Source organism: Caulobacter sp. ErkDOM-E, from assembly GCF_048541895.1.
Taxonomy (GTDB): domain Bacteria; phylum Pseudomonadota; class Alphaproteobacteria; order Caulobacterales; family Caulobacteraceae; genus Caulobacter.
Genome location: NZ_CP183331.1, coordinates 1,284,278 through 1,304,978, shown reverse-complemented (window position 1 = coordinate 1,304,978; position 20,701 = coordinate 1,284,278). Strand labels below are relative to the sequence as shown.

Below are 20,701 nucleotides of genomic sequence, written 5' to 3'. Positions count from 1 at the left end.
CCCTAGCCCCTCCGGGAGAGGCAGAGGAAATCAGGGCGCGAGATCATAACGGGAACGGACTGTGGTCGATTCTGTGTCACACCCGTTCCAAAGGGCTCCCCAGGTTCTCGGATCGTTCCCTTTCTCACATCGGCAAACGCCTTGTGATTAGGGCCGAAAACCCTTACGCCACGGGCTGCGGGGACATGGCGGAATGGTAGACGCGCCGGACTTAAAATCCTATGCGCACCACCGCCGAAGCTAAAAAATCCGTAAAAACAACAACGACTTATCGACGCCGTGCAGCGACGCCTAGCACAAAGCTAGCACAACACAGTCTTTCCCACTCCCAGACCGCCCGTGACGATCGCTACCTGCTCATGGACGGCAGGGTTCAGCTGTACCTGCGAAACGGCAGCCCAAACTGGCAATGCGCCTGCTCCGTCGACGGACGGCAGCACCGCGCCAATACCCGCGAAGACGGCCTCAATCGTGCGACAGCGTTCGCACGGGACTGGTATCTGGCGGTGGCGAGCGATAGCGGCGCCGTGGTCAATTCGGAACCTGTGCGGCACCCGCAACCGTCGGCACGACCGCGCGCCAGCCAAGCATCGCCCAGCGCGCACAAGCAGACCTTTCGCGAGGCAGCCAACCGCTTCATGGTCGAGTTCGAGACCCTAACCCGTGGTCAGCGCAATGCTGTCTATGTCGAGGGACATCGGCGGCGGCTGGCCAACTACCTCGTTCCATTCTTCGGCGATTGCACGGTGGGTGAGCTCACATCGGGCGTGATTGCGGACTATCGCATCCACCGAATGAACGGAGGGCGGCATGGCAAGCAGCCCGCCCGCAGCACCTTGCACCAGGAGATCGTCTGCCTGCGCCAAGTGCTGAAGTCCGCCATTCGCCATCAGTGGATCAGCCACTTGCCCGACCTCTCGGCGCCCTACGGCCAGTCAGGAAAGATCTCCCATAGAGCCTGGTTTTCACCCCAAGAGTGGAAACTGTTCGAGGCGGCCGTTCGCGAGAGGGCCAGAAACCCGCTCAAGGAAAGGTGGCGCAGCGCCAGCGAGAATTTTCGCGATTGCGTGCTCTTCCTCGTGCACACGGGTTTGCGGCCCGACGAAGCTCTTCGGCTTGAGCATCGGGACGTCACCATCGTGACAGACGAAGGCTCCGGCGAGCGCATCTTGGAAATTGCAGTGCGTGGCAAACGCGGCGTCGGCTGGTGCAAAAGCATGCCGGAAGCAATCACGCCGTTCAGGCGGCTGAAGGCTATGAACGTGAGCGGACCAACCGAACGTCTTTTCCCATCCCTCCAACACGAGCTGTTCAACGCCATCCTGGGCGAGCTGGACATGAAGGTTGACCGTGAGGGACAGCGTCGAACCGCCTATAGCCTGCGCCACACCTACATCAGCAGCCGCTTGATGGCCGGCGCCGATATCTACCAAGTGGCAAAGAACTGCAGAACCAGCGTCGAGATGATCGAGACCTACTATGCGTCGCACATCAAGAACGTGATCGATGCATCTGCGATTAACGTCCGCAAATCCGCGCCCGTACGTGCAGCTGTCCGAGGATCTCGCTCCCGCGCCTAACCGAATGGTCGCCAAAGGCCGGAACCGGCCGACGCGACCATTGGCGAAGGGATGGACCGAACGGTCCATCCCGGTGGCGTCCGCGCTCCGCACGGAGCGCAGCCATCGCCTTGACGCCGCCCTAACCGTGTCCACGCCGTCGCGATCAACCGCCCCCTAATCCCAAGCGAAAGGCCCCCGCTAACCTTTTGCTGGCAGCCTCCCGCTCGAAAACGTGTGGAAGCGAGACGGCAATGGCGCGACACGACCTCATGGACGGGAAGGTGCAGGTCTATAGGCGCTCCGGCAGTCCCTATTGGCAGTGCGCCTGCTCGGTCGCAGGCCAGCAACAACGCTCGACCACCCGCGAAGAGAGCTTGGCGCGCGCCAAGGACGTCGCGAGCGACTGGTATCTCGGCCTGCTGGGCAAATACCGTTCCGGCGATCTAAAGCCCGGCAAGACCTTTGCCCAAGTCGCCGATCGCTTCGTTGATGAGTTCGCGATCATCACACAGGGCGATCGCAGCCCGATCTATGTTGAGGGCCATCGGAAGCGCATCAAGAACCACCTAAACCCATTCTTCGGAAAGATGGTGGTGGGTGAAATCACTGCCGGCACGGTGCAGGATTACCGGGTTCATCGCATGAAGACCGAGCGCAACGGCAAACCTCCCGCTCGCAGCACTCTGCACCAGGAGATCGTCTGCCTTCGCCAGGTGCTGAAGACCGCTCATCGCCATCGCTGGCTGGAGCAACTCCCAGATCTTTCGGCGCCCTATCGGGCGTCGAGCAAAATTTCCCACCGCGCATGGTTCTCGCCGGAGGAGTACAAACGCCTCTACGAGGCCACGCGTGAGCGCGCCAAAAACCCCAAAGCGGCGCGCTGGCGCGCCGTCGGCGAAAATCTGCACGACTTCGTCCTGTTTATGGCCAACACAGGCCTACGCCCCGACGAGGCGCTGAGTTTGGAATTTCGCGACGTCACGGTCGCGGTTGATGAGCCGACCGGCCAGCGCATTCTGGAAATTGCTGTCAGAGGAAAGCGCGGGGTGGGGTGGTGCAAAAGCATGCCAGGCGCCGTGACGCCGTTCGAGCGCGTTCAGTCACGTAGCGACGGCCAGCCGACGGACCGACTATTTCCACAATTCCCCCGGCAGCTCTTCAACACCGTTCTTGAGGAGCTGAACCTGAAGGTGGATCGAGAGGGTCAATCGCGCACCATCTACAGCCTGCGGCATACCTACATCTGCATGCGCCTGATGGAAGGCGCTGACATCTACCAGGTCGCCAAGAACTGCCGAACGAGCGTCGAGATGATCGAGACCTATTACGCGGCTCATATCAAAAACATGATCGACGCCTCGGCGATCAATGTACGCAAGACGCGGCCCTCGCCGACCCGATCGGCGAACACAGCCGTTCGGCATGGTCTTTCTCGCGCACGCTCGAAGCCCTCGACGCCCCGAACCTAGCCGACTATAGCTCGGCTCGGTTTAGGCGGGCGTGGCGGAACTGGTAGACGCAACGGACTTAAGCCAAGGATTGAGTGCGCCAGGGGAAACTCAGGACGTAGAACTGCTCAAATTCGGGGAACCCTGTCAGATGGCAATCCCGAGCCAAGCCCCTCCAGGGGAAGGTGTAGAGACTAGACGGGCAGCACCTAAACTCTGGCGTGCCAGAGCAGGGTGAAGGGATAGTCCAGACCACGAACGGCCCGACCAACGGACCGGCGGCTAAAGCCGAAGTGGTACGAAAATCCGTCAGCCGCAAGGCTATGCCGGTTCGATTCCGGCCGCCCGCACCAGCTGCAGTAAGGCCCCAATTGAGGCGTCCCTGATCCTCTCTCGTTTCAATGGACGCCCATGCTAGCTTTTTGGGAGCTGGCCTTCTGCTTACGCAGGCCGTGCCCGTTCGAGCGATCCAGAACACCCCGTCAAGCACCAGGCGGTGATCCCGGGGCCGTCGCCCCCGACGCGGCCCCTTCTCAATCACGAAGGGTGCGAAAAAGGGGGTGTTGATCGAGCGCATGGCGGCCCGGATTTCCTAGCTTGAAGCCTTGGTGGGCAAGTCTCGCAAGACCTCGACCTTGTGGGAGGAGAGCACTGATCCTCCCCCGTTTCAGTGGACATCCATCCTAGGCGGTGTGGACAAAGTGCCTGAGCCACAGTCGTATGGATGCGACGAGAATGAAGCCGAGGAAGCTGCCGGCTGTCTTGTCGTATCGGGTAGCCAACCGTCTGTTGTTTTTGAGCTTTGAGAAGCAGCGCTCGACCAAGTTTCGCAGAGCGTAGATGTGCCCGTCGATGACGGGCTGAACCTTGCGGTTTCGCTTGGCTGGAATGACAGCCGCGACGCCCCTTGTCGCCAAGTCGTCGCGGATGGCCCACTCATCGTCCGACATTAAACCGCGAACCAAGGCTGCTCTCCCCAAAGAACAGCCTTGAATCAGTGATCAGCCGATTTGGGAATCCACTTTGTCCACACTGCCTAGCTTTTCGGAGCTGGAGAGGAGCGCCTGATGAGCGTGAAGCGTCGAGTCTTTCCGGAGACTTTCAAACGACCGTGTCGCCAGCAGCGGCCTTTCGGCTGGCGCGGTGGCTCGGGAGTTGGGCCTGCATGAGACGGTCCTGCGACGATGGATGATCCAGTACGGGACGCAGGCGACGGGGCTGGCGAGGCGCCCCCACACGCAAGCGCAGGCCCGGTCGCCGTCTGATCTGGCAGCTGAGAACGCCCGCCTGCGCCGCGAGAACGACCACCTGCGGATGGAGCGCGACATCCAAAAAAAGGCCGCGCTCGGGCCCCGGAACGCTCTGGCTGCAATGACCTCCAATATCGGTCGCCCTGGCGTCCTCCAGATGCGGCCCAGCTGAACCTGAGATATTCCCCGCGAGCGGCGCGAAGGACGCCCGCGCACACCCGGCGTCAAGCCACGACCCAAGGCCGCTCTGCTCAGAGAGCGGCCCTGAACCAAGAATCAACGGATTTGGGAACTCGCTTCGTCAACGGGGTCCAAGACGAGGTCAGAACCGTCTCAGACGCGGAGCACTCAGCTTACCTCAAGGCGCGGGCGGCGGACAAATGTTCACACGCTACTTGAACTGGGGATCGCGCTTCATGCGCATGATACAATCGCCGATTTCATTTGATTTCTTCTCAAACGCACCGTGGTCAAGATCCCGATTTGCCTCGGCGATCTTTCCAGAGTTGTACATCATCATGATATCGTACGCACATTTGTGGAATTCAGAATGAACCTTTTTGAACTCTACAAATACCGGCACTGACGAAAATTTGCTGCCACCCTCGCCGTATATCCATTTGCCCACCTCGCAGACATCGTCACGCCGGATGGTCGTTGGCTCGATATTTTCCTCTCCCTTGATAGCTTTTCTGAGCCTGCTTTTAACGGCAGAATGGGTCATAAACGCTTTGTCGAGAAACTCAGACATAGAATACCCCTGTATATTTTGATTGAGATTCAGGATTGGAATTAAACGCGGTCAAGACCGTCGTTTAACTTTGTGCGCCGCTCTCGAGATCTTCGACCCGGTCGCTGAGGGCCTTGATCAATTCGCGAACACGCTGTTCGGAAAAGCGCCGAGTGATGTGTTGGGGGCAGTTCCAGTCAAAGCCCTCAATCTTTACCGTCCAGTAGCGCTCAACCCGGCGCCGAACATCGTCGGTGACATCGACATAGCCGTCAGGGCGCTCCTGGCTGACCGAGGCCAGCCCGAGGATTTTCAAACGGGCCTTGCGCTCGTAATCCATCAGAAACAGGCAGGCCTTGGGGCCCGCGCCGACATTGCCAAGACTGATATATTGTCTGTTGCCGCGATAATCCGGAAACACGAGGGTTTGCGCGTCCACAGGCTGGAGGAACCCCGGGGGTCCGCCCCTGTGCTGAATATAGGGCCAGCTCGTCTCACCCACCGTGGCCATGTAGAAGCTGTCGCGCTCGAGGATGAAACCGACTTCGTTGCTGTCGAGCGCGTTATTGAAAGCCGGCCCGGCGTCAAACCCTTCATAGGCCTGGCGACTTCCCTGGGCTTCCTGCGCGGCGACCACCGACGGCGTGAAAGCCAGCTCCATAAACCTATGCCCCACTTGCCACCCTCCCCATCTCCAAGATCTCGCTCAACCTAGAGACCAAGATCGGACAGGCTGGGGTAGTCGTCCGGACGACGTCCCTGCGGCCACCGAAACAGCCGATCCTGCTCAAGGATTTTCAGATCATTGATGCTGGCGACGCGGTGACGCATGAGGCCACCGTCATCGAATTCCCAGTTTTCGTTTCCATACGAGCGCCACCACTGTCCTGACCCGTCCAGCCATTCGTAGGCAAAGCGGACGGCGATGCGGTTTTCCGTAAACGCCCAAAGCTCCTTGATCAGACGATACTCGAGCTCGCCCTGCCACTTGCCGGTCAGGAAAGCCACGATCGCTTCGCGGCCGCTGAGGAATTCAGAGCGGTTACGCCAGACACTATCCTCGGTGTAGGCCATGGAGACCGCGCTCGGGTCGCGCGAATTCCATCCATCCTCCGCCAATCTCACCTTCCTGGCGGCGGTGTCGCGATCAAAAGGCGGGAGCGGAGGGCGGGCCATGGACGTCAACCTTTTGCGGAACGAGAACCAGCCGCCGCGACAGTGACGACCGGGAGACCCAGCCGACGCAATCGTCAGCGAAACTTCCGCCGGCGATCAGGCGGCCAAAACCGTGTCTGGATAATACATCTTGTCAGCAACAATCAGTTTCAGTCAGTGAAACGGTGAGGATGTCGTCCTGTATTGGCTCGCCCGCCGGTCGGCCGGACACTGAACGCTTGAGCAGTACCCGCGCAAAGGTCTGACAGACGGCTCGCGCGCCACGCGCTTATGCGCGGCTCCTCGGTCTAGTCGGCGCCCTCACCGCTTCGATCCGTGATGGGCGTGAAACAATCAATTGCACGCGACGAGGCTTATTCACCGGGGGCCGGTCCCATACCTTGGCGTCGGCATACGGAGACCCGTCTCCAGCCCCCTCGCGTTTCCTGGACCCGGCGCAACTCGCCGACCGACACAATTGGAGAACACCATGTCTTTTAAAGCCACGCGCGCCATCATCGGCGCGGTCAGCCTGATGATCACCGCCCCCTTGCTCGTGACGCATGCTCACGCCATCGTCCCCACCTCGGCGGCGGCGGTGAACACCGACGAGGCCAATCTGGCGCTGCGCGGTTATGATCCCGTCGCCTACTTCAGCGCCGGCAAGCCGAGCATGGGCGACGCCCGCTTCTCGGCGAAGTTCAACGGCGCCACCTATCACTTCGCTTCGGCCGCGAACCTGAAGATGTTCAAGGCCACTCCGGCCGCTTACGCGCCGCAGTACGGCGGCTTCTGCGCCATGGGCGTTGCACTCGAGAAGAAGCTGGATGGCGATCCGATGGTCTGGAAGATCGTCGACAAGAAGCTCTATCTGAACGTCAATGAAGACGTCGCCGTTGCCTGGAACCGCGACATTCCCGGCAACCTGGTGAAGGCCGAAGAGAACTGGCCGGAGATCAAGAACAAGACGCCGGAAAGCCTGTAATAGGCTTCGGCGAGATCTTGCCGGACACGCTGCGGCTTTCCATCCCCACCCGCCCGGAAGCCCAGTAGGGGAGCTTTTCCACCCCTGCTCCCCCATCGTGTCCCGGCAGGCGCCCGGCGCCCCTCCCCCCGCTCGCTTGCGAGCGCCCCTGGGAGGGGCGCCGGGTTTGCTTTTTCGGCATATTCAGTGAACAGATTCCATGAAACGCTTTTGCCTCTCCCCGAGCCTCGGAGCCCAGCTGGCGCTGGCCTTGCTGGCCCGGTGCGTGTGTCCGCAGACCAGAGCGAAGGCCGAGCAAGAGGCCCGCTCAGCGGGATTGACGGGCGCGGAGATCGACGCGGCGTGGGCTGGTCGAAGCTTTGACGTCAAGGCCTCTGCGGCGATCACTTTCGCTCTAGCGGTCCGCTCGTTCAGCGAGATCGCGATCGCGGCCAGCAGGAGCCGCGCCCTGCGGATGGGGTTGTCGCCCCAGGAGCTCGAGCTTGTGGAGGCTCGCGCCCTTGAACTGACCATGCTTGAGATTACCGCCGGCTCGCGTCCGGATTTCTCGGCCCCGTCGAAGGCCGTGCACTAGGCCAGGCGCCCCGCCCCCGTCAGCCGCCGCCGGAGCGCGTCCGGATGGACTTTGCGGCTTTCGCAGGTACTCTTACGATCGCAAGATTCGGTGAAGAGATAAGTCATGGCGCGCCTCCAGGCTATGCAGGTATTTGTCCGGGTCGCCGAAAGCGGTGGTTTTGCCGAAGCCGCGCGTCAATTGAATATGAGCCCGCCCGCCGTCACCAGAGCTGTCGCTCTGCTGGAAGAGGGCTTGGGCGTCAGACTGTTCACGCGCACGACACGCGTGGTGCGGTTGACGGATGTTGGCCAACGCTACTTTGACGACTGCCAGAAAATCCTCGCCTATGTCGAGGAAGCCGGCGCGACGGCGTCGGGCGCCTATACCGAGCCCAAGGGCAGTCTGACGATCACGGCGTCGGTGCTGTTTGGGCAGATGTATATCATGCCCATTCTGCAAGAATATCTGGACCAGAATCTGCAGGTCGTCGGCAAGTCGCTGTTTCTCGACCGCCCCACGAACCTCGTCGAAGAGGGTATCGACGTGGCCATTCGGATCGGACATCTCAGCGACTCTGGGCTGTCGGCGATCCGGGTCGGCCAGGTGCGCCGGGTGATCTGCGGCTCACCCTCGTATTTCGAACAACACGGGGCGCCAAGCATCCCCCACGATCTCGTCAACCACCGGATCATCGCGGCGACCAGCGCCTGGACCAACCTTGAATGGCGGTTCGGTAGTGAGCGGAAGACCTCGGTCGTCGTGGAACCCAGACTGTTCTGTAACAGCAACCAGGCCGTGATTGATGCGGCGCGCGACGGCTGGGGCCTGACACGCGTTCTCTCCTATCAAATTGGCGAGGAGCTGCGCGAAGGGACGCTGCAGATCGTTCTGGCCGACTACGAAGAAGAGCCCCTGCCCATCCACGTCGTCCACCCCGAGGGGCGGCGCGCCTCGGCCAAGGTTCGCGCCTTTGTCGATCTCGCGGTCGAGCGCCTGCGCGCCAACCGCTTGTTGAACTAGCCGAGCCCGTCGGCGGCGGCCGGAGGCGCGTTCAGCCCCGGGCGAGCACCGTCTTAGCGACAACCGCGCGATAGGCCCCCCTATCCCACTCGGCCGCGCGGGGCAGACGCGCAACCTCGCGACCCTGGCGATCTATCAGCACCGAGAATGGCAGCCCCAACGCCCCATACCCGTCGGTGAGCGCGCTGTCTTTGGCCAGGTAGGGCTTCAGGTGCGCAAAGCGCTCTCCCCAGAATTCGTCGACTGCGGGCCAGCCCCGTCCGTCGAACGATACCGGGAGCACTGTCAGATCGCCGGCGAACGCGCCCGCCAGACGATCCAGGCTCGGCATCTCGATCCGGCACGGCCCGCACCAGGTTGCCCACAGGTTGACCAGCACCACGCGCCCGCGAAAATCGGAGATCCCTTGCTCCCGTCCCCGGCGATCGGTGAAGGCCCCGGCCACTGCGGCGCGCCCCGAGAACCCGTAAACCAAAGGAGGTGTGCCCAGGCCGTCCCGGCCGGCCTGGGCCCAGGCCGAACCCGCGCCCGCACCCGCCGCCAGGCCAAGGCTCAGAACGGCGCGACGACTGACGGGCGCCGGGCTCATCGGATAAACCGCTGACGCAGAAGATGGTCGACCGAGATCGCCCCGGGGCCCCAGGCCAGAATGGCGACGGCCATCGCAAACCATCCAAGGTGCACGCCCACGAACGCATCGGGATAGACAAACAGCTGGATCACCAGGGTCATACCGATGACCCCGACGGCCGACAAACGGGTCGCCAGGCCGACAAAAAGGCTGAGGGCGAAGGCGTGCTCGGCGTAAGTGGCGGCATAGGCCGCAAGATCGGGATTGAGAAGCGGGACGCGATACTCTTCGGCAAAGAGATATTTAGTGCCGTCCGACACCGTCATAACGCCTTCGACCTTGGTTCGCGCGGAGGTCCAGAACACCCCTGCGAGCCCCCAGCGAAGCAGAATCTGCGTCAAGCTGTTGGGCGTCCGATCGAGGATGGAAACCAGCCGCAGATAGGTCCGCGAAACGAGCGTTTCGCCTGAGTTTGTCAACTTGTGCATGTGTGTGACTTTCATTTGGAAATCGACAGGGCTTGCAGGTCGAGCAAGCGACGAAAGGCATGAGCTGCGGCCGGCGCTGCATCGGACCCAAGGGCCTCCAGCGCCGAGATCAGAGGGGATGCTTGGCGAAACACGTCCGCGACGATGGCCTCGGCCACGTCGAGGGCGGAGGCGCCGACATTATGCGCCTGGCGGGTGATTAGGCCCGTCTCTGATCGCCAGTCGACGCCCTCCAGAGTCTCACCAGACTTGTGCGCGCGCCAGATCGATACGATCGGATAGGCCGACCTGACCACGCGGGTGGACGTTCGCCACTTCAGCCGGCTCTCCAATCCGATCGTTGCCAAATCGCTCGGCGGATCATCGGCGTCATCGGCGGCGTAGAACGCCTGTACGAGGCCATATTCCAGCTCGGCGACATCAGCGAGATAGGGGACCGCGGCGGCCGGGGCGAAAGCGCGGACAAAATCGGAAAAGGTCGCGCCATAGTCCCTCAGGTAGCGCGAGGTGGGCGGTGTGGCCTCGACATACTCCAGGGCCATGGCGGCAAAAAAATCGGGCCCGACCAACTGCTCGACGGTCGGGAAGCTCTGCGTCAGCGCACGGGCAAGACCTTGCCGATAGTTGTTGCGATAGATTTCAAAAGCCGGACCCGCCTCCGGCGCGGAAAGGCCGCCGGACAGCACGGCTTGTGCGATGCGCGCGACCTCACCCACGGCGCGCTCCGATCGCGCCCATCAGCCGGCGGGCGTGGCGCAGCTCCGCCAGGAGTTCATCGAAGGCGGGGACGTCGTTGTCCCGCTCGATCAGGGTGGGCAACCGTCCGGTCCGCGCCAGGAGGTCGGCATAGAGTTCCCACACAGGATCAGCGACCGGCGCGCCGTGACTGTCGAGCAGCTTGCGCCCCTCGAGTTGGAGCGTAACGGACTCATGTCCGGCAAGATGAACTTCGCCGATCCGATCAACAGGAAAGTCCTGCAAGTAACGCGCGGCGGAAAAGCCCAAGTTTTGCGCTGAGATGTAGACGTTGTTGACGTCGAGCAGGAGCCGACACCCCGTGCGCTCGGCAAGGCGATGCAGAAATTCCGTCTCCTCGAATTCGCCGCCCGCCAGAGGATAGTAGCGGGCAGGATTTTCCAGGAGGATCGCCCGCCCGATGAGGTCCTGAACGGCTTTGACGTGGTCGCAGACCCGATCGAGTGCGGCCCGACTGTAGGCGATCGGGAGAAGGTCGTTGAAATAGATTCCCTCGTGCGCTGACCAGGCCAGATGCTCGGAGACGGCTGCGGGCCGAACGCGCTCCACCAAAGCCCTCAAAGCCTCCAGGTGGGCGCGATCGGGCGGGTCCATGCCGCCAAGCGACAGCGCCACGCCGTGGAGGGAGATCGGATAGATATCCGCCAGCCGCTCCAGCAACTCCAGCGCCGCGCCGCCGGCGTTCATGTAGTTTTCCGCGTGAACCTCAAGGAAGCCGACATCCGCGCATCCCGCCAGCAACTGGGCGGCGTGCTCTCTTCGAAGCCCCAGGCCCACGGCGACGGGCAGCTCGCCGCCGCCCGTCGCGCGCCCTGGCGCCGCGGCCTGGATCTGGTCCAGGGGTTCTTGAGGCGCGGACGACAAGACCTAGGCCTTGGGCTTGGGCTTGGCAGTGAAGGCGGCGAGCTGGCCAAAGCCCGTCGACGAAGTCGGCGACTTCATCGTCGTGCAGGTGCCCTTGGGAACAAGCGTCCACGCATTGCTCTGATAGTCGACCTTGGAGGTCCCGGCGCAGGAAGTTCCCGGCCCTGCGGCGCAGTCATTGTGGCCTGCCACCGAAATGCCGAAGCACTTCTCGCGGGCCGGGCGCTCGGCGGCGTCAGCGACCATGGGGGTGAGAGCGACGGCAAGCAGGCCGGCCAGGAAGGCAGAACGGTTAATTGTCATTACTAAGTCTCCTTCAATTGAATCAGCATTTGCGCGTTCGGCCCAAGGCCTTCGCGGTGGCGCAGAAGCCATTGAGAAAGGTCTTGCCGCCTGGGCCGGACGTCCCGCCGAAAAATGGGGATCAAACCACGGGTCGTCCGTTTGCCGTTCGCGCATAAACGTTCGGTTGTACAACCTGCCCGCAGTGTCTCCACTGCAAGGCTCGCTGTTCAATCCTCTGCGTTTGACGAGCCCGGATCGCCGCAAGATATCTTGCCGCCGCCCGCCTCTCGTCCAACAATACCCTTCTCATCTGGCCTCTGCGCCGAGACGGAAGATAGGTTGCAGACCCCGAGGCGATAACGTGCTCACAAAGACAGGATCTGTTTCACGTCGCGCAACGGTGGCCAAAGCCTGCGGCGCCCAACGGACCCCGACCCGTGCTAGCGACGCCTCCACACCTGCAGGAATCCGATCACCCGTCGGCCGCCTTGGTCGCGAAGTCGCGCCATTCGACAGTCGACGACGTCAAACCGCCCCATCGACAGCTGGGTGAGGTAGGCCAGGCTGTGGCTGAAGCGTCCAAATCCGAGCCACGCCCAGTCGTCCTCGCCTCGCTCGACGCTAAAGGCAAAGTAGCCGCCCGGCGCCAGGACGCGATGGACATCCGCAAAAAGGCTGTCGAGCGCGCCAAAACGGTTGAAGACGCCGGCGGCGACCACGAGATCAAAGCGGGTCCGACACCGAAAGCAAAACTCTGAAATGTCGTCGTGAACCAGCGTGTTGTAGACAGCGCTCGCCCGTGCGGCCGTCAGCATCGCGCCTGAGATATCCACACCCGTCGCCCGCGCGACCTTGTCGCCCAGGGCCGCGGCCATCAGGCCCTCGTCACAGCCCAGATCGAGCATCCGCGCAGAGGCGCAGTCGCCGAGCATGTCGGCGAGATGCTGCGGGATATCGTATTCGAAGTCGTCGACCACCTTGGCGTCGAGATCTTTGGCCAGGCCATCAATCGTGGCCAGCGGCTCATCCGCCGGCGCGCGGTCTGGGTCATGCGAGGCCGGCAGGCCGATCCTGGGGTGGCCAATAACGTTCCTGGCCTCCGGGGCCAGAAGATCCCCTCCAACAACGGCCGCCGCTTGGCGACGCCCGACGTGCGCCGGACGACGGCAGGCTTGATGGAGAACCCGGATCATCACGGCTCGGGCGTCGCCGACCCAGGCCAGACACGCCTGCGCCTGAGTTTTGGCGGGCCCCTTGACCGCGTCGCCCAAAAGCCTGGCCGGCGGTGGATCATCCGCTTGATGGGCCTGGGCCAGCGCCTGCCTGGCCTCGCCGACCCGGCCGATGCTGAGAAGCGCCGGGCCAAGCCCCGACCATGCCGCGCTCGCGCTCGGATCTATCCGCAGCGCCTCACGAAACGCGGCGACGGCGCCATCGGCGTCCCCCACCGCATTGGCCTGGAGGCCTTTCTCAAGCCACTGATGGAAACTCGCCGCCATCGCTCCACACCGCAAGCCTGCCACGAACGGCGAGTCCGCGAGGCGGCGCGCTCGCGGCCAAGCGTTCAAAACCGTTCGCAGGCTGCGGCCCCGGGCGCGTTCCAGCCATCCCGGATTTTGAAATAGTGTGTTCCGGATTAACGCTGCTCTGGCCGATGCCTGTTCCTGACAATACTGCTTCGGCAGGCGCTGGCTTAGCGGCCACCTCTACAGACAGCCTGCTCACTACAGCCTTGCAGTTGGCGCGCCGATTTTCATGTCGGTTTCGCGCCATAGACAAAGCAGCGCCCCCTCCGGGTCGCCCAGCGCGGTCCGGTAAGTTTCAGGGGCGTCCTAACGCGGAAGGTGAACTGTGACGCGCGACCAGCTGACCGAAAAGATATTGGACATCAAACGCCAGCGTGGACTGACATGGGGTGAGATCTATGCTTTCGCCCTGCCGCTCTCTCCCGTTTTAACTGTGGGCGCGCTGCTGGGGCAGATGCGACTGGCGCCGCGGGCGGCCGCCGAGGTCGGCCAGTTCCTCGGGCTCAACGCCGAGGAGATCAAGATGCTTGGCGAAATCCCAAACCGCGGGACGCCGATGCCGCCCAGCGATCCATTGCTCTATCGGTTCTATGAGCTTTTGATGGTCAACGGTCCGGCCTGGAAGGCGCTGATCGAGGAGGAGTTTGGCGACGGCATCATGTCGGCCATTGATTTCAACCTCGATCTGGGCCGCGAGATTGACCCAAAGGGCGATCGGGTCCGCATCACGATGAGCGGCAAGTTTCTGGCCTTCAAATACTACGAGTGTGATCGCGACGCTGCGTTCGCCGTGTCGAACGAGTAGGAAATCGTCGTGGCGCAGCCGTTGCAGAAGGTCCGGGGTGGGGTCGCAGGGTCCAACCTTCCGGAAGACCGTGTCGCCGAGTGGCGAGGCTTGCTCGGGCGCCTTACAAACCAGGGCGCGCGCCTGAGGTTCTTCCCGCATCGCGCTGTCATGTTCCTGGCCCTGGCCGGCGCGCGCGAGGGCGCGGCGCGGTCCAGCCTCATCGATCGCGCGCAGGCGACCCTCGACGACTTTGACGCGCTGGTCAGGGGCTTCACCACGGACCCCAGCGTCTTTGGCATCGAGCAAACGCTTTTCGCTCATCTCTCCCAGTTTCTCACGCCCCACGCCTCGGTCTTTGACGAGACCGCAGGTCGCTTTTCCAGGGAGTGCGCTCAGGTCGTGCACGCCATGCGCATGGGCGTGGGCGACGATGAGGCGCTGTATACGCTATCGGAGTTTGTGGCCGTAACGCTGCTTGAGCGGATGAACGCCCTCGTCGAGCAATTCACCGTGGAGCTTTCTCGTGTATCGGAGGAGGGCAATGCACGGCTGACGGGCTGGCTGTCGGACTTGGATCGGCTCAACAATTCCGTCTACATGATTTCAGTCAACGCGGCGATTCAGGCCGCGCGCTCGGGCGAGTCCGGGCGCGGCTTCGCGGTGATCGCCAACGAGGTCAATACCGTGAGCGGGCAGGTCAAGAGCATCACCTCTACGATCCGCCGCAATCTGTTTGGCGGCTAGCGCGGGTCATGGCCTGGTGCGGCTCCACGCAGACAGGCATAGGCCTCGACGAGATCGTCGAGGCTAAAGGCGCGATTGCGCCCACTGGGGTTGGGCAGCACCCAGGTCGCGGCGCCTGAAAACGTCTCCTGCTGGGGGCCCCACGCGAGCGAGCGTTCACCGCGTATGGCGCCATAGGCCGCCTTGCCCAGGAAGGCCACGCATCGCGGCCTGAGCCGCCGCACCTGGTCGGCCAGGGCCTGGCCGGCCCGCGCGAACTCCTCGCGCGCCACCGCTTGCGCGCCTGCGGTCGGTCGATCAACGACACAGGTCAGACCCAATCGGTATCGGAGGATCTCACGGTCCTGCTCTGGCGTCAGGCGCGTCGGCGTGAGCCCGGAAAGGTGCAAGACCTCCCAGAAACGGTTGCCGCGCCCGGCGAAATGCCGGCCCGTCGCGGCCGCCACGAGACCGGGATTGAGTCCGCAGAACAGGATTTTGAGATCCGGGCCGACGATGTCGGGCAAAGGCTTTGGCATCAACGCACCGGTATGGGCGAAAAGCGGTTGTCGGCGCCCGCCCCTTGCATGACCAGCGGATCGCTGATCGCAGACGGTTTGCGCCCTGGCCGGGCGGGTGGCCGATAGCCGGCTATCACCGGGGAGAAACCGCGTCCCGGGGATCGTAAGCCTCCTCCTTGAACGCCGCTGCGCACCGGGCAAGCCCCCCATCGTCGCCCAGACCAGATCGTGAGCACCGCATGAAGCGCCCCTTCCCCGCCGGCGAGCGGCGGGCGCCAAGTGGCCAAAGGGGATCGCCGAAGCTTGAGCCACCGCTAGACTGCGGTCGCCATCGCAGCGCCGCCGATCGTTCTCAACAACAGGCTGGCGTCGATCGGCTTTGCAAGAAAGGCATGGAAGCCAAGATCGGAGTAGTGCTCCATGTCGCCATCCAGGACATCAGCGCTGAGCGCGATGATCGGCGGAGCCCCCCAGCCGCCGGGCGGCTCCTGGTGAATGATGCGAGTCGCGGTGATCCCATCCATGATCGGCATGCGCAGGTCCATCAGGCATACGTCAAACGGCTGAGCGCGCATCATCTCCAGGGCGACCGCGCCGTTGTCTGCGACCGCGCAGACATGACCGGCGCTTTCCAGGATCGTCTTGATCAAGCGTTGCAGCATCGGATTGTCCTCAACGATCAACACCTCAAGCGGTTCGTTTTCAACCCGGACGAGCGGTTGAAGCTGAGCGATCTTCACCCGACAGGTTTCTACCGGAATTTCGAACCAGAAGCGCGCACCGCCCTCGGGCCGGTTTTCCGCAGCGATCTCGCCGTTCATGGCCTTGATCAGGTGGGCGCTGATCGCCAGCCCCAGTCCGGCGCCGTCGTGCAGGCGCGTGGCGGAGTTGTCGACCTGTTCGAAGGGATCAAAGATCCGCTCGGCCAACTCGGCGGGAAAGCCTGGACCGGAGTCGATCACGTCGATGCGAAGCCGGCCTCCGTCTCTTGGGCCGAGCCAGGCAGCCTCAACACTCACCTCGCCAACTTCGGTGAACTTCAAGGCATTGCCGACCAGATTGACGACAATCTGCCGAAGGCGATCAGCGTCGGCGACAATGACCTCGGGCACGCCCTCTGCCAATCGAAGCGACAACGCAACGCCCTTCTTGGCGGCGATTGGCGAGAGCAGCCGGATTGTCGCAGCAAGAAAATCGGCGGGATTGACCGGGGCCGGACGAATAACGGGATTGGCCTCGGCCTTCGCCAGGCTCAGGACGTCGTTGACGATTGCGTGCAATGCGCGGGCCGCCTCCAGCAGGGAGGCGACGTAGTCCTGTTGCTTTAGATCCAATGGCGTCTGAGCCAGTAGCTCGGTAAGACCGATCACGCCAGTCAATGGCGTTCTCAGTTCGTGGCTCATCGTCGCCAGGAACCGTCCCTTGGCGCGCGCTGCGGATTCGCAGCGTTGCTGCGCCTCGGCAAGATCGGCCAAGGCTTGCTGGTGGGCGGTGACATCAAAGCGGATGGCCAGGTAGGCAACAGGCTCGCCTGCCGCATCCAGCTGCGGCGTGATGGTGGTGTCGAGCCAGTAGAGACTGCCGCTTTTGCGGCGGCAGCACACCGTACCGCTCCATGTGCCGCCTGCGACAATTGCCTCGTACATGTCGGGGAAGAATTCGGGTGGGTAGCGGTCAGGGCTGAAAATGTTATGTTTGGCGCCAATGATCTCGCTGCGTGTATAACCGCTAACTTCGCAGAACTTGTCATTGCATTCGATGATGTTGCCGTTCAGGTCTGTGCGGACAACAATAGCAGCTTTGTCGCAAGCGCGAGCGAAAAGACCCCCAGTTGCGGCATGAAGCTGCGGAACCATTTCGCTAGACTTCTCCGGATGAATTTCCATCGTTGCGGGCTCCAAGTCCAGGGTGGCCAGGGGTTTGGGGGTAAAACGAGTGCAAGCCACCCTGCGTCCAGAACCCCCGCGGGATTAGATGCCGATTTCGCAAATCATTGTTTCAGGTTTGCCTGTCGCATCGCGGCCGCGACGTAGCCCTTGCAGCGGCCCGTGGGTCTTGGGCATCCCTCAGACCGGGCCGTATCCGCCTAAACCGCGCCTGACCGCGCCCTTAGCTGCGCCGAGACGAAGGATGATCGCGACAAGAGGAAGGCGTGCAGCCGCGACCAATAGTTTTCGGAAACCGCTGCGCGAACCGTCGCATCCACCGACAACCGTGATCGCCAGGCCTTGAGGTTCTTGAGTCCCTCATCAAGCTGCAGGCCAAGCTGCGCTTCGAAGAAATCCACGTAGCGAAACAACGGCGCAAACGCAGCGTCGACCAGGCTGAATCGAGAGCCGCCAAACCACGGCCCTTGGACAACTCTGTCCACTTGAGCCAAACGCGCTCTTATCGCGACAGCCTTGGCCAGAAACGACCGTTTGGTCGTGGCCGAGTAAAGGCCTGCGATTTCGGATAGCGTTCCCGAGGCGAACTCGATCCAGGCCCGCTGCTGCGCACGGACAATATCGTCCGTCTCGAGCAGAGCTCCTCCCCCCAGATCATTGAGATATTCAGCGATCGGCGCGCTCTCGAAAAGAACGTGCCTTTCGCCCTGCGCAAGCTCGATCCGTAGAATGGGAACCTTGCCCGTCGGCGAGATCGCCAGGAACCAGGCCGGCTTGGCGTCAAGGTCGATATTGACTCGCTTAACCGGTAAGCCAAGCTGGCTGGCGGCGATCGACGCGCGCTGGGCGTAAGGACAAAGCGGATGACTGACCAGAGTTAGCTTGTTCATTCAAATCCCGTTCGTAGTCATAGCCGCCTTGTCCCGAGCCTTCAGCCCGATCACCCTGGCTCGCTCGGCCGCCCCCGACCAGGACGCCAGGCCAAGACCAAGCCGAGCGCCCAGCCCTGGACCGCAAGACGTCAGCGTGTGTTTGCGGCGGTAGCGCCCCGCCCGTTTCGCGGCCAGACGCGATTTTGAAATAGTGTTTTCCAAGCTTAGCGCCTTCAGCGCCGCACGCCGCGACCCGATGATGGGTTCGGGTCGCCTTGCTTGGGGCGTCACGGACCAATCCTGGTCTCTTGGCCAGGCGGACCGCGATCTGCGCCGTGTTGGTTCTGGTCCCGGAAGGCCGTCGATTGGCGCGCTTTCGATCGGCGCTCGCCGAAACATCTTTCTGCCCCCGATCGCCCCTGCGCCGCGACGTCAGTTTGCTCGCGGTCCAAGCGCGCGAGGCGACTAAAGGACCAAATTACGTGAAAACTCCGATGACCCGCACGCTGCAGTTTAGACTGGCGCTGGCGGTGGCGGCGTTGCTGCTGGCTACCGGGCTCGGCATCACCATGGCCGGTTGGGCCGTCATCCGCAGTGATGGTCAGCGGGTGGCGGAGGCGCAAGCCCATGCGCTTCTCGACGGATACTCGGAGCGGATCGCCAAAGATATCGGCATTGCCGTCGCCCATGCCCACGCGGGCGCGGGCGCCGTCGAGGCCCTGAGCGCCTCGGTGGACGCCACCGATCGTGGCGAAATTGGTCGAACGGTCGAGCACCTCCTGCGTGAGCGGCCCGATTTCATCGGGATGGCCGTGGCGTTCGAGCCCGGCGCTTTGGACGGCCGCGATGCGGCGTTCCGTTCCAGCGCCCTGGCCGACGGATCCGGGCGATATGTCCCCTACTTCTTCTGGACGCCAGAGCGCACGATCGGTGTGGACAAGCTCCTCATGACCGCCGAGGGCGGGATTGAGGCCTGGTACGATCGACCGATGGCCAAGGACGGCGATATCGTCACCCCGCCTTACATCTACCCCGTCAACGGCGTGGATGTGCCCATGACCTCGGCGGTATCGGTTGTCCATCGCTCGGGTCGGGCGATCGGCGTTGTGACGACCGACGTCTCGCTCGCGGCGATGGTGGAGCGCACCGGCCGGTTGGCGCCGTTTGGGAAGGGCCGCGTGATGATCCTTGGCGGCGAAGATCGCTGGGTCGCCCATAGCGAAAAGCGACTGCTGGCTCAGGTCACGCAGGACAAAACCTTGCTGAAGCTATCGTCTGACGCGCGCGGCTCCGGGTTTGCGGTGCAGTATCGCAATGGCGCGCTTTGGGCGGCCTTGCCGGTGCGGCCGCCTGGCGTAAATGACGTTTGGACCGTGATCCTCAGTGCGCCGATGACCGCGGTCATGGCTGGCGCAGATCGCGCCCTGGGGATGATGCTGGCGGCCGGTCTCGCCTTCGTTTCTCTGGGTCTGGTTCTGATCTGGGTGGTTTCGCGGCGTATCGTTGCGCCCGTTGAGCATATGACCGCCTATGTGGAACGGCTGGCGCGCGGCGACTATCAGTCCGACACGCCCTACGTCGCGCGCGCGGACGAAATCGGCGCCATGGCGCGCTCGATGCAGGTTTTTCGCAACGCCATGGTGGAGCACCGGCAGGTCCTGCTAAACGAGGAAGACGGGCGACGCGAAGCGGAGTCTGAGCGTCAGACCCGCGATGGCGAGGCCCAGCGTGAAACCGCTGAGCGCCGTGCTGTCATGGCTGCGCTCGCAGAGGGACTGGCCAAGCTCTCTGGCGGCAACCTGTCATGGCGTATCACGCGCGCCTTCCCGCCGAGCTTCGAGATCCTGCGTTCGGACTTCAATATCGCCGTCGCGGGCCTCGAGCACACTGTGCGCGAGCTGGCCCAGGCGGCCAGCGCGGTGCACGGGGGGGCCTCGGAGATCGCGGTGGCGGCCGACGATCTTGCGCAACAGAGCGAACGACAAGCCGCCAGCTTGGAGGAGACCGCCGCAGCCCTCAACCAGGTTACCGCCACGGTACGGGAATCGGCCGCCACGGCGCGGCGCGCGCGCGAGGCGGTGACCGACAGCCGCGCCGCAGCCGAGGGCGCCCAGACCATCGTCGGTGACGCCATCGCCGCCATGCTTGAAATCGAAGGGTCTTCTCAGGAAATCCGTCAGATCGTCGCGGTCATCAATGCGATCGCGTTCCAGACAAATCTCCTGGCGCTGAACGCCGGGGTCGAGGCCGCCCGCGCCGGAGAAGCCGGGCGAGGTTTTGCTGTGGTCGCCCAAGAAGTTCGCGCCCTGGCCCAGCGCTCGGCGGCGGCTTCGGGAGAAATCGGCGCCCTGATCGCCAATGCCGAAGACCATGTAGGTCGCGGCGTGGGACTGATTCATCGCGCCGGCGAGGCCCTCAGAGACGTCACGGACAGGGCCGCAAGCATCGATGGCCTGATTGTCTCCATCGCGGCGGCCGCCCAAGACCAGTCCGTCAGCTTGTCGGAGGTCAACTGCGCCGTGGATCTGATGGATCAGAACACGCAGCGCAATGCGGCCATGGTCGATCAGACCAGTTTGGCGGGACGACAACTGGCGTTGGAAGCCGAGCGGCTCACGAGCCTTGTCGGGAAGTTCAAGTGCGGCCAGGGCGCGGTCGCCGCCGGGGGCGGCGAGAGGGCGGCCTGATCGACGCGGCCAACCGATGGGCGTAGCCG

General features: G+C 63.1%; 20 protein-coding genes and 2 pseudogenes. 9 read left to right on the top strand and 13 right to left on the bottom strand.

What is annotated here, in order from left to right:
* The first annotated feature begins 221 nt into the window (after positions 1-221).
* The gene (locus ACN2C7_RS06405; RefSeq protein ID WP_419320574.1) at positions 222-1,580 is read left to right on the top strand and encodes a tyrosine-type recombinase/integrase; all 1,359 of its coding nucleotides are present in this window, start codon (positions 222-224) and stop codon (positions 1,578-1,580) included.
* 233 nt (positions 1,581-1,813) lie between these two features.
* Positions 1,814-3,031 (top strand): tyrosine-type recombinase/integrase, encoded by a 1,218-nt coding sequence (locus tag ACN2C7_RS06400; RefSeq protein ID WP_419320573.1) that lies wholly within the window; start codon positions 1,814-1,816, stop codon positions 3,029-3,031.
* A gap of 662 nt (positions 3,032-3,693) precedes the next feature.
* On the opposite strand, the pseudogene ACN2C7_RS06395 reads toward ACN2C7_RS06400, so the two are convergent.
* Positions 3,694-3,969: pseudogene (locus ACN2C7_RS06395) on the bottom strand (transposase); the annotation flags it as partial.
* 108 nt (positions 3,970-4,077) lie between these two features.
* Between ACN2C7_RS06395 and ACN2C7_RS06390 the strand changes: the two are divergent.
* Positions 4,078-4,375: pseudogene (locus ACN2C7_RS06390) on the top strand (transposase); the annotation flags it as partial.
* A 276-nt stretch (positions 4,376-4,651) separates the two neighbouring features.
* Here ACN2C7_RS06390 and ACN2C7_RS06385 read toward each other — a convergent pair.
* The 3 genes from ACN2C7_RS06385 to ACN2C7_RS06375 form a co-directional block, all read right to left on the bottom strand.
* Positions 4,652-5,011: a CZB domain-containing protein gene (locus ACN2C7_RS06385; RefSeq protein WP_419320572.1), complete on the bottom strand. Its 360-nt coding sequence runs from the start codon at positions 5,009-5,011 to the stop codon at positions 4,652-4,654.
* Positions 5,012-5,075: 64 nt separating this feature from the next.
* Positions 5,076-5,651 (bottom strand): pyridoxamine 5'-phosphate oxidase family protein, encoded by a 576-nt coding sequence (locus tag ACN2C7_RS06380; protein WP_419320571.1) that lies wholly within the window; start codon positions 5,649-5,651, stop codon positions 5,076-5,078.
* Positions 5,652-5,701: 50 nt separating this feature from the next.
* Positions 5,702-6,166: a DUF1348 family protein gene (locus ACN2C7_RS06375; protein WP_419320570.1), complete on the bottom strand. Its 465-nt coding sequence runs from the start codon at positions 6,164-6,166 to the stop codon at positions 5,702-5,704.
* Positions 6,167-6,635: 469 nt separating this feature from the next.
* Here ACN2C7_RS06375 and ACN2C7_RS06370 point away from each other — a divergent pair, with 469 nt between their 5' ends.
* The 3 genes from ACN2C7_RS06370 (at position 6,636) to ACN2C7_RS06360 (ending at position 8,706) form a co-directional block, all read left to right on the top strand.
* The gene (locus ACN2C7_RS06370; protein WP_419320568.1) at positions 6,636-7,130 is read left to right on the top strand and encodes a YHS domain-containing (seleno)protein; all 495 of its coding nucleotides are present in this window, start codon (positions 6,636-6,638) and stop codon (positions 7,128-7,130) included.
* 199 nt (positions 7,131-7,329) lie between these two features.
* The gene (locus tag ACN2C7_RS06365; RefSeq protein ID WP_419320566.1) at positions 7,330-7,704 is read left to right on the top strand and encodes a hypothetical protein; all 375 of its coding nucleotides are present in this window, start codon (positions 7,330-7,332) and stop codon (positions 7,702-7,704) included.
* Between the two features lie 105 nt (positions 7,705-7,809).
* The gene (locus tag ACN2C7_RS06360; protein WP_419320565.1) at positions 7,810-8,706 is read left to right on the top strand and encodes a LysR family transcriptional regulator; all 897 of its coding nucleotides are present in this window, start codon (positions 7,810-7,812) and stop codon (positions 8,704-8,706) included.
* A gap of 31 nt (positions 8,707-8,737) precedes the next feature.
* On the opposite strand, the gene ACN2C7_RS06355 is transcribed toward ACN2C7_RS06360, so the two are convergent.
* From ACN2C7_RS06355 to ACN2C7_RS06330, 6 genes are all read right to left on the bottom strand, one after another.
* Positions 8,738-9,295: a TlpA family protein disulfide reductase gene (locus ACN2C7_RS06355; RefSeq protein ID WP_419320563.1), complete on the bottom strand. Its 558-nt coding sequence runs from the start codon at positions 9,293-9,295 to the stop codon at positions 8,738-8,740.
* A complete protein-coding gene (locus tag ACN2C7_RS06350; RefSeq protein ID WP_419320561.1) occupies positions 9,292-9,765 on the bottom strand; it encodes a DoxX family protein in 474 nt (157 codons plus the stop codon). The genes ACN2C7_RS06355 and ACN2C7_RS06350 overlap by 4 nt, the downstream gene beginning before the upstream one ends.
* 11 nt (positions 9,766-9,776) lie before the next feature.
* Positions 9,777-10,481, bottom strand: a complete 705-nt coding sequence (locus tag ACN2C7_RS06345) for a putative DNA-binding domain-containing protein (protein WP_419320559.1) — start codon at positions 10,479-10,481, stop codon at positions 9,777-9,779.
* Positions 10,474-11,310 carry a DUF692 domain-containing protein gene (locus ACN2C7_RS06340; protein ID WP_419321419.1) on the bottom strand — a complete coding sequence of 279 codons (837 nt, stop codon included), beginning with the start codon at positions 11,308-11,310 and terminating at the stop codon, positions 10,474-10,476. Before ACN2C7_RS06340 ends, ACN2C7_RS06345 begins: the two co-directional genes overlap by 8 nt.
* A gap of 78 nt (positions 11,311-11,388) precedes the next feature.
* Entirely contained in the window at positions 11,389-11,688 is a 300-nt protein-coding gene (locus ACN2C7_RS06335) for a DUF2282 domain-containing protein (protein WP_419320558.1), read from the bottom strand.
* A 422-nt stretch (positions 11,689-12,110) separates the two neighbouring features.
* Entirely contained in the window at positions 12,111-13,169 is a 1,059-nt protein-coding gene (locus ACN2C7_RS06330; RefSeq protein ID WP_419320557.1) for a methyltransferase domain-containing protein, read from the bottom strand.
* A 352-nt stretch (positions 13,170-13,521) separates the two neighbouring features.
* Between ACN2C7_RS06330 and cynS the strand changes: the two genes are divergently transcribed.
* Positions 13,522-14,001, top strand: coding sequence for a cyanase (gene cynS / locus ACN2C7_RS06325; RefSeq protein ID WP_419320556.1), 480 nt, complete (start codon positions 13,522-13,524; stop codon positions 13,999-14,001).
* A gap of 9 nt (positions 14,002-14,010) precedes the next feature.
* Positions 14,011-14,727, top strand: coding sequence for a methyl-accepting chemotaxis protein (locus tag ACN2C7_RS06320; RefSeq protein WP_419320555.1), 717 nt, complete (start codon positions 14,011-14,013; stop codon positions 14,725-14,727).
* Here the strand turns inward: ACN2C7_RS06320 and mug are convergent.
* From mug to ACN2C7_RS06305, 3 genes are all read right to left on the bottom strand, one after another.
* Positions 14,724-15,233 carry a G/U mismatch-specific DNA glycosylase gene (mug, locus tag ACN2C7_RS06315; RefSeq protein WP_419320554.1) on the bottom strand — a complete coding sequence of 170 codons (510 nt, stop codon included), beginning with the start codon at positions 15,231-15,233 and terminating at the stop codon, positions 14,724-14,726. The genes ACN2C7_RS06320 and mug overlap by 4 nt on opposite strands.
* A gap of 308 nt (positions 15,234-15,541) precedes the next feature.
* Positions 15,542-17,113 (bottom strand): ATP-binding protein, encoded by a 1,572-nt coding sequence (locus ACN2C7_RS06310; RefSeq protein ID WP_419320553.1) that lies wholly within the window; start codon positions 17,111-17,113, stop codon positions 15,542-15,544.
* Between the two features lie 200 nt (positions 17,114-17,313).
* Entirely contained in the window at positions 17,314-18,003 is a 690-nt protein-coding gene (locus ACN2C7_RS06305; protein WP_419320552.1) for a glutathione S-transferase family protein, read from the bottom strand.
* A 476-nt stretch (positions 18,004-18,479) separates the two neighbouring features.
* Between ACN2C7_RS06305 and ACN2C7_RS06300 the strand changes: the two genes are divergently transcribed.
* Complete coding sequence (locus tag ACN2C7_RS06300; protein ID WP_419320551.1) at positions 18,480-20,672, top strand: methyl-accepting chemotaxis protein; 2,193 nt, start codon at positions 18,480-18,482, stop codon at positions 20,670-20,672.
* Positions 20,673-20,701 lie beyond the last annotated feature (29 nt).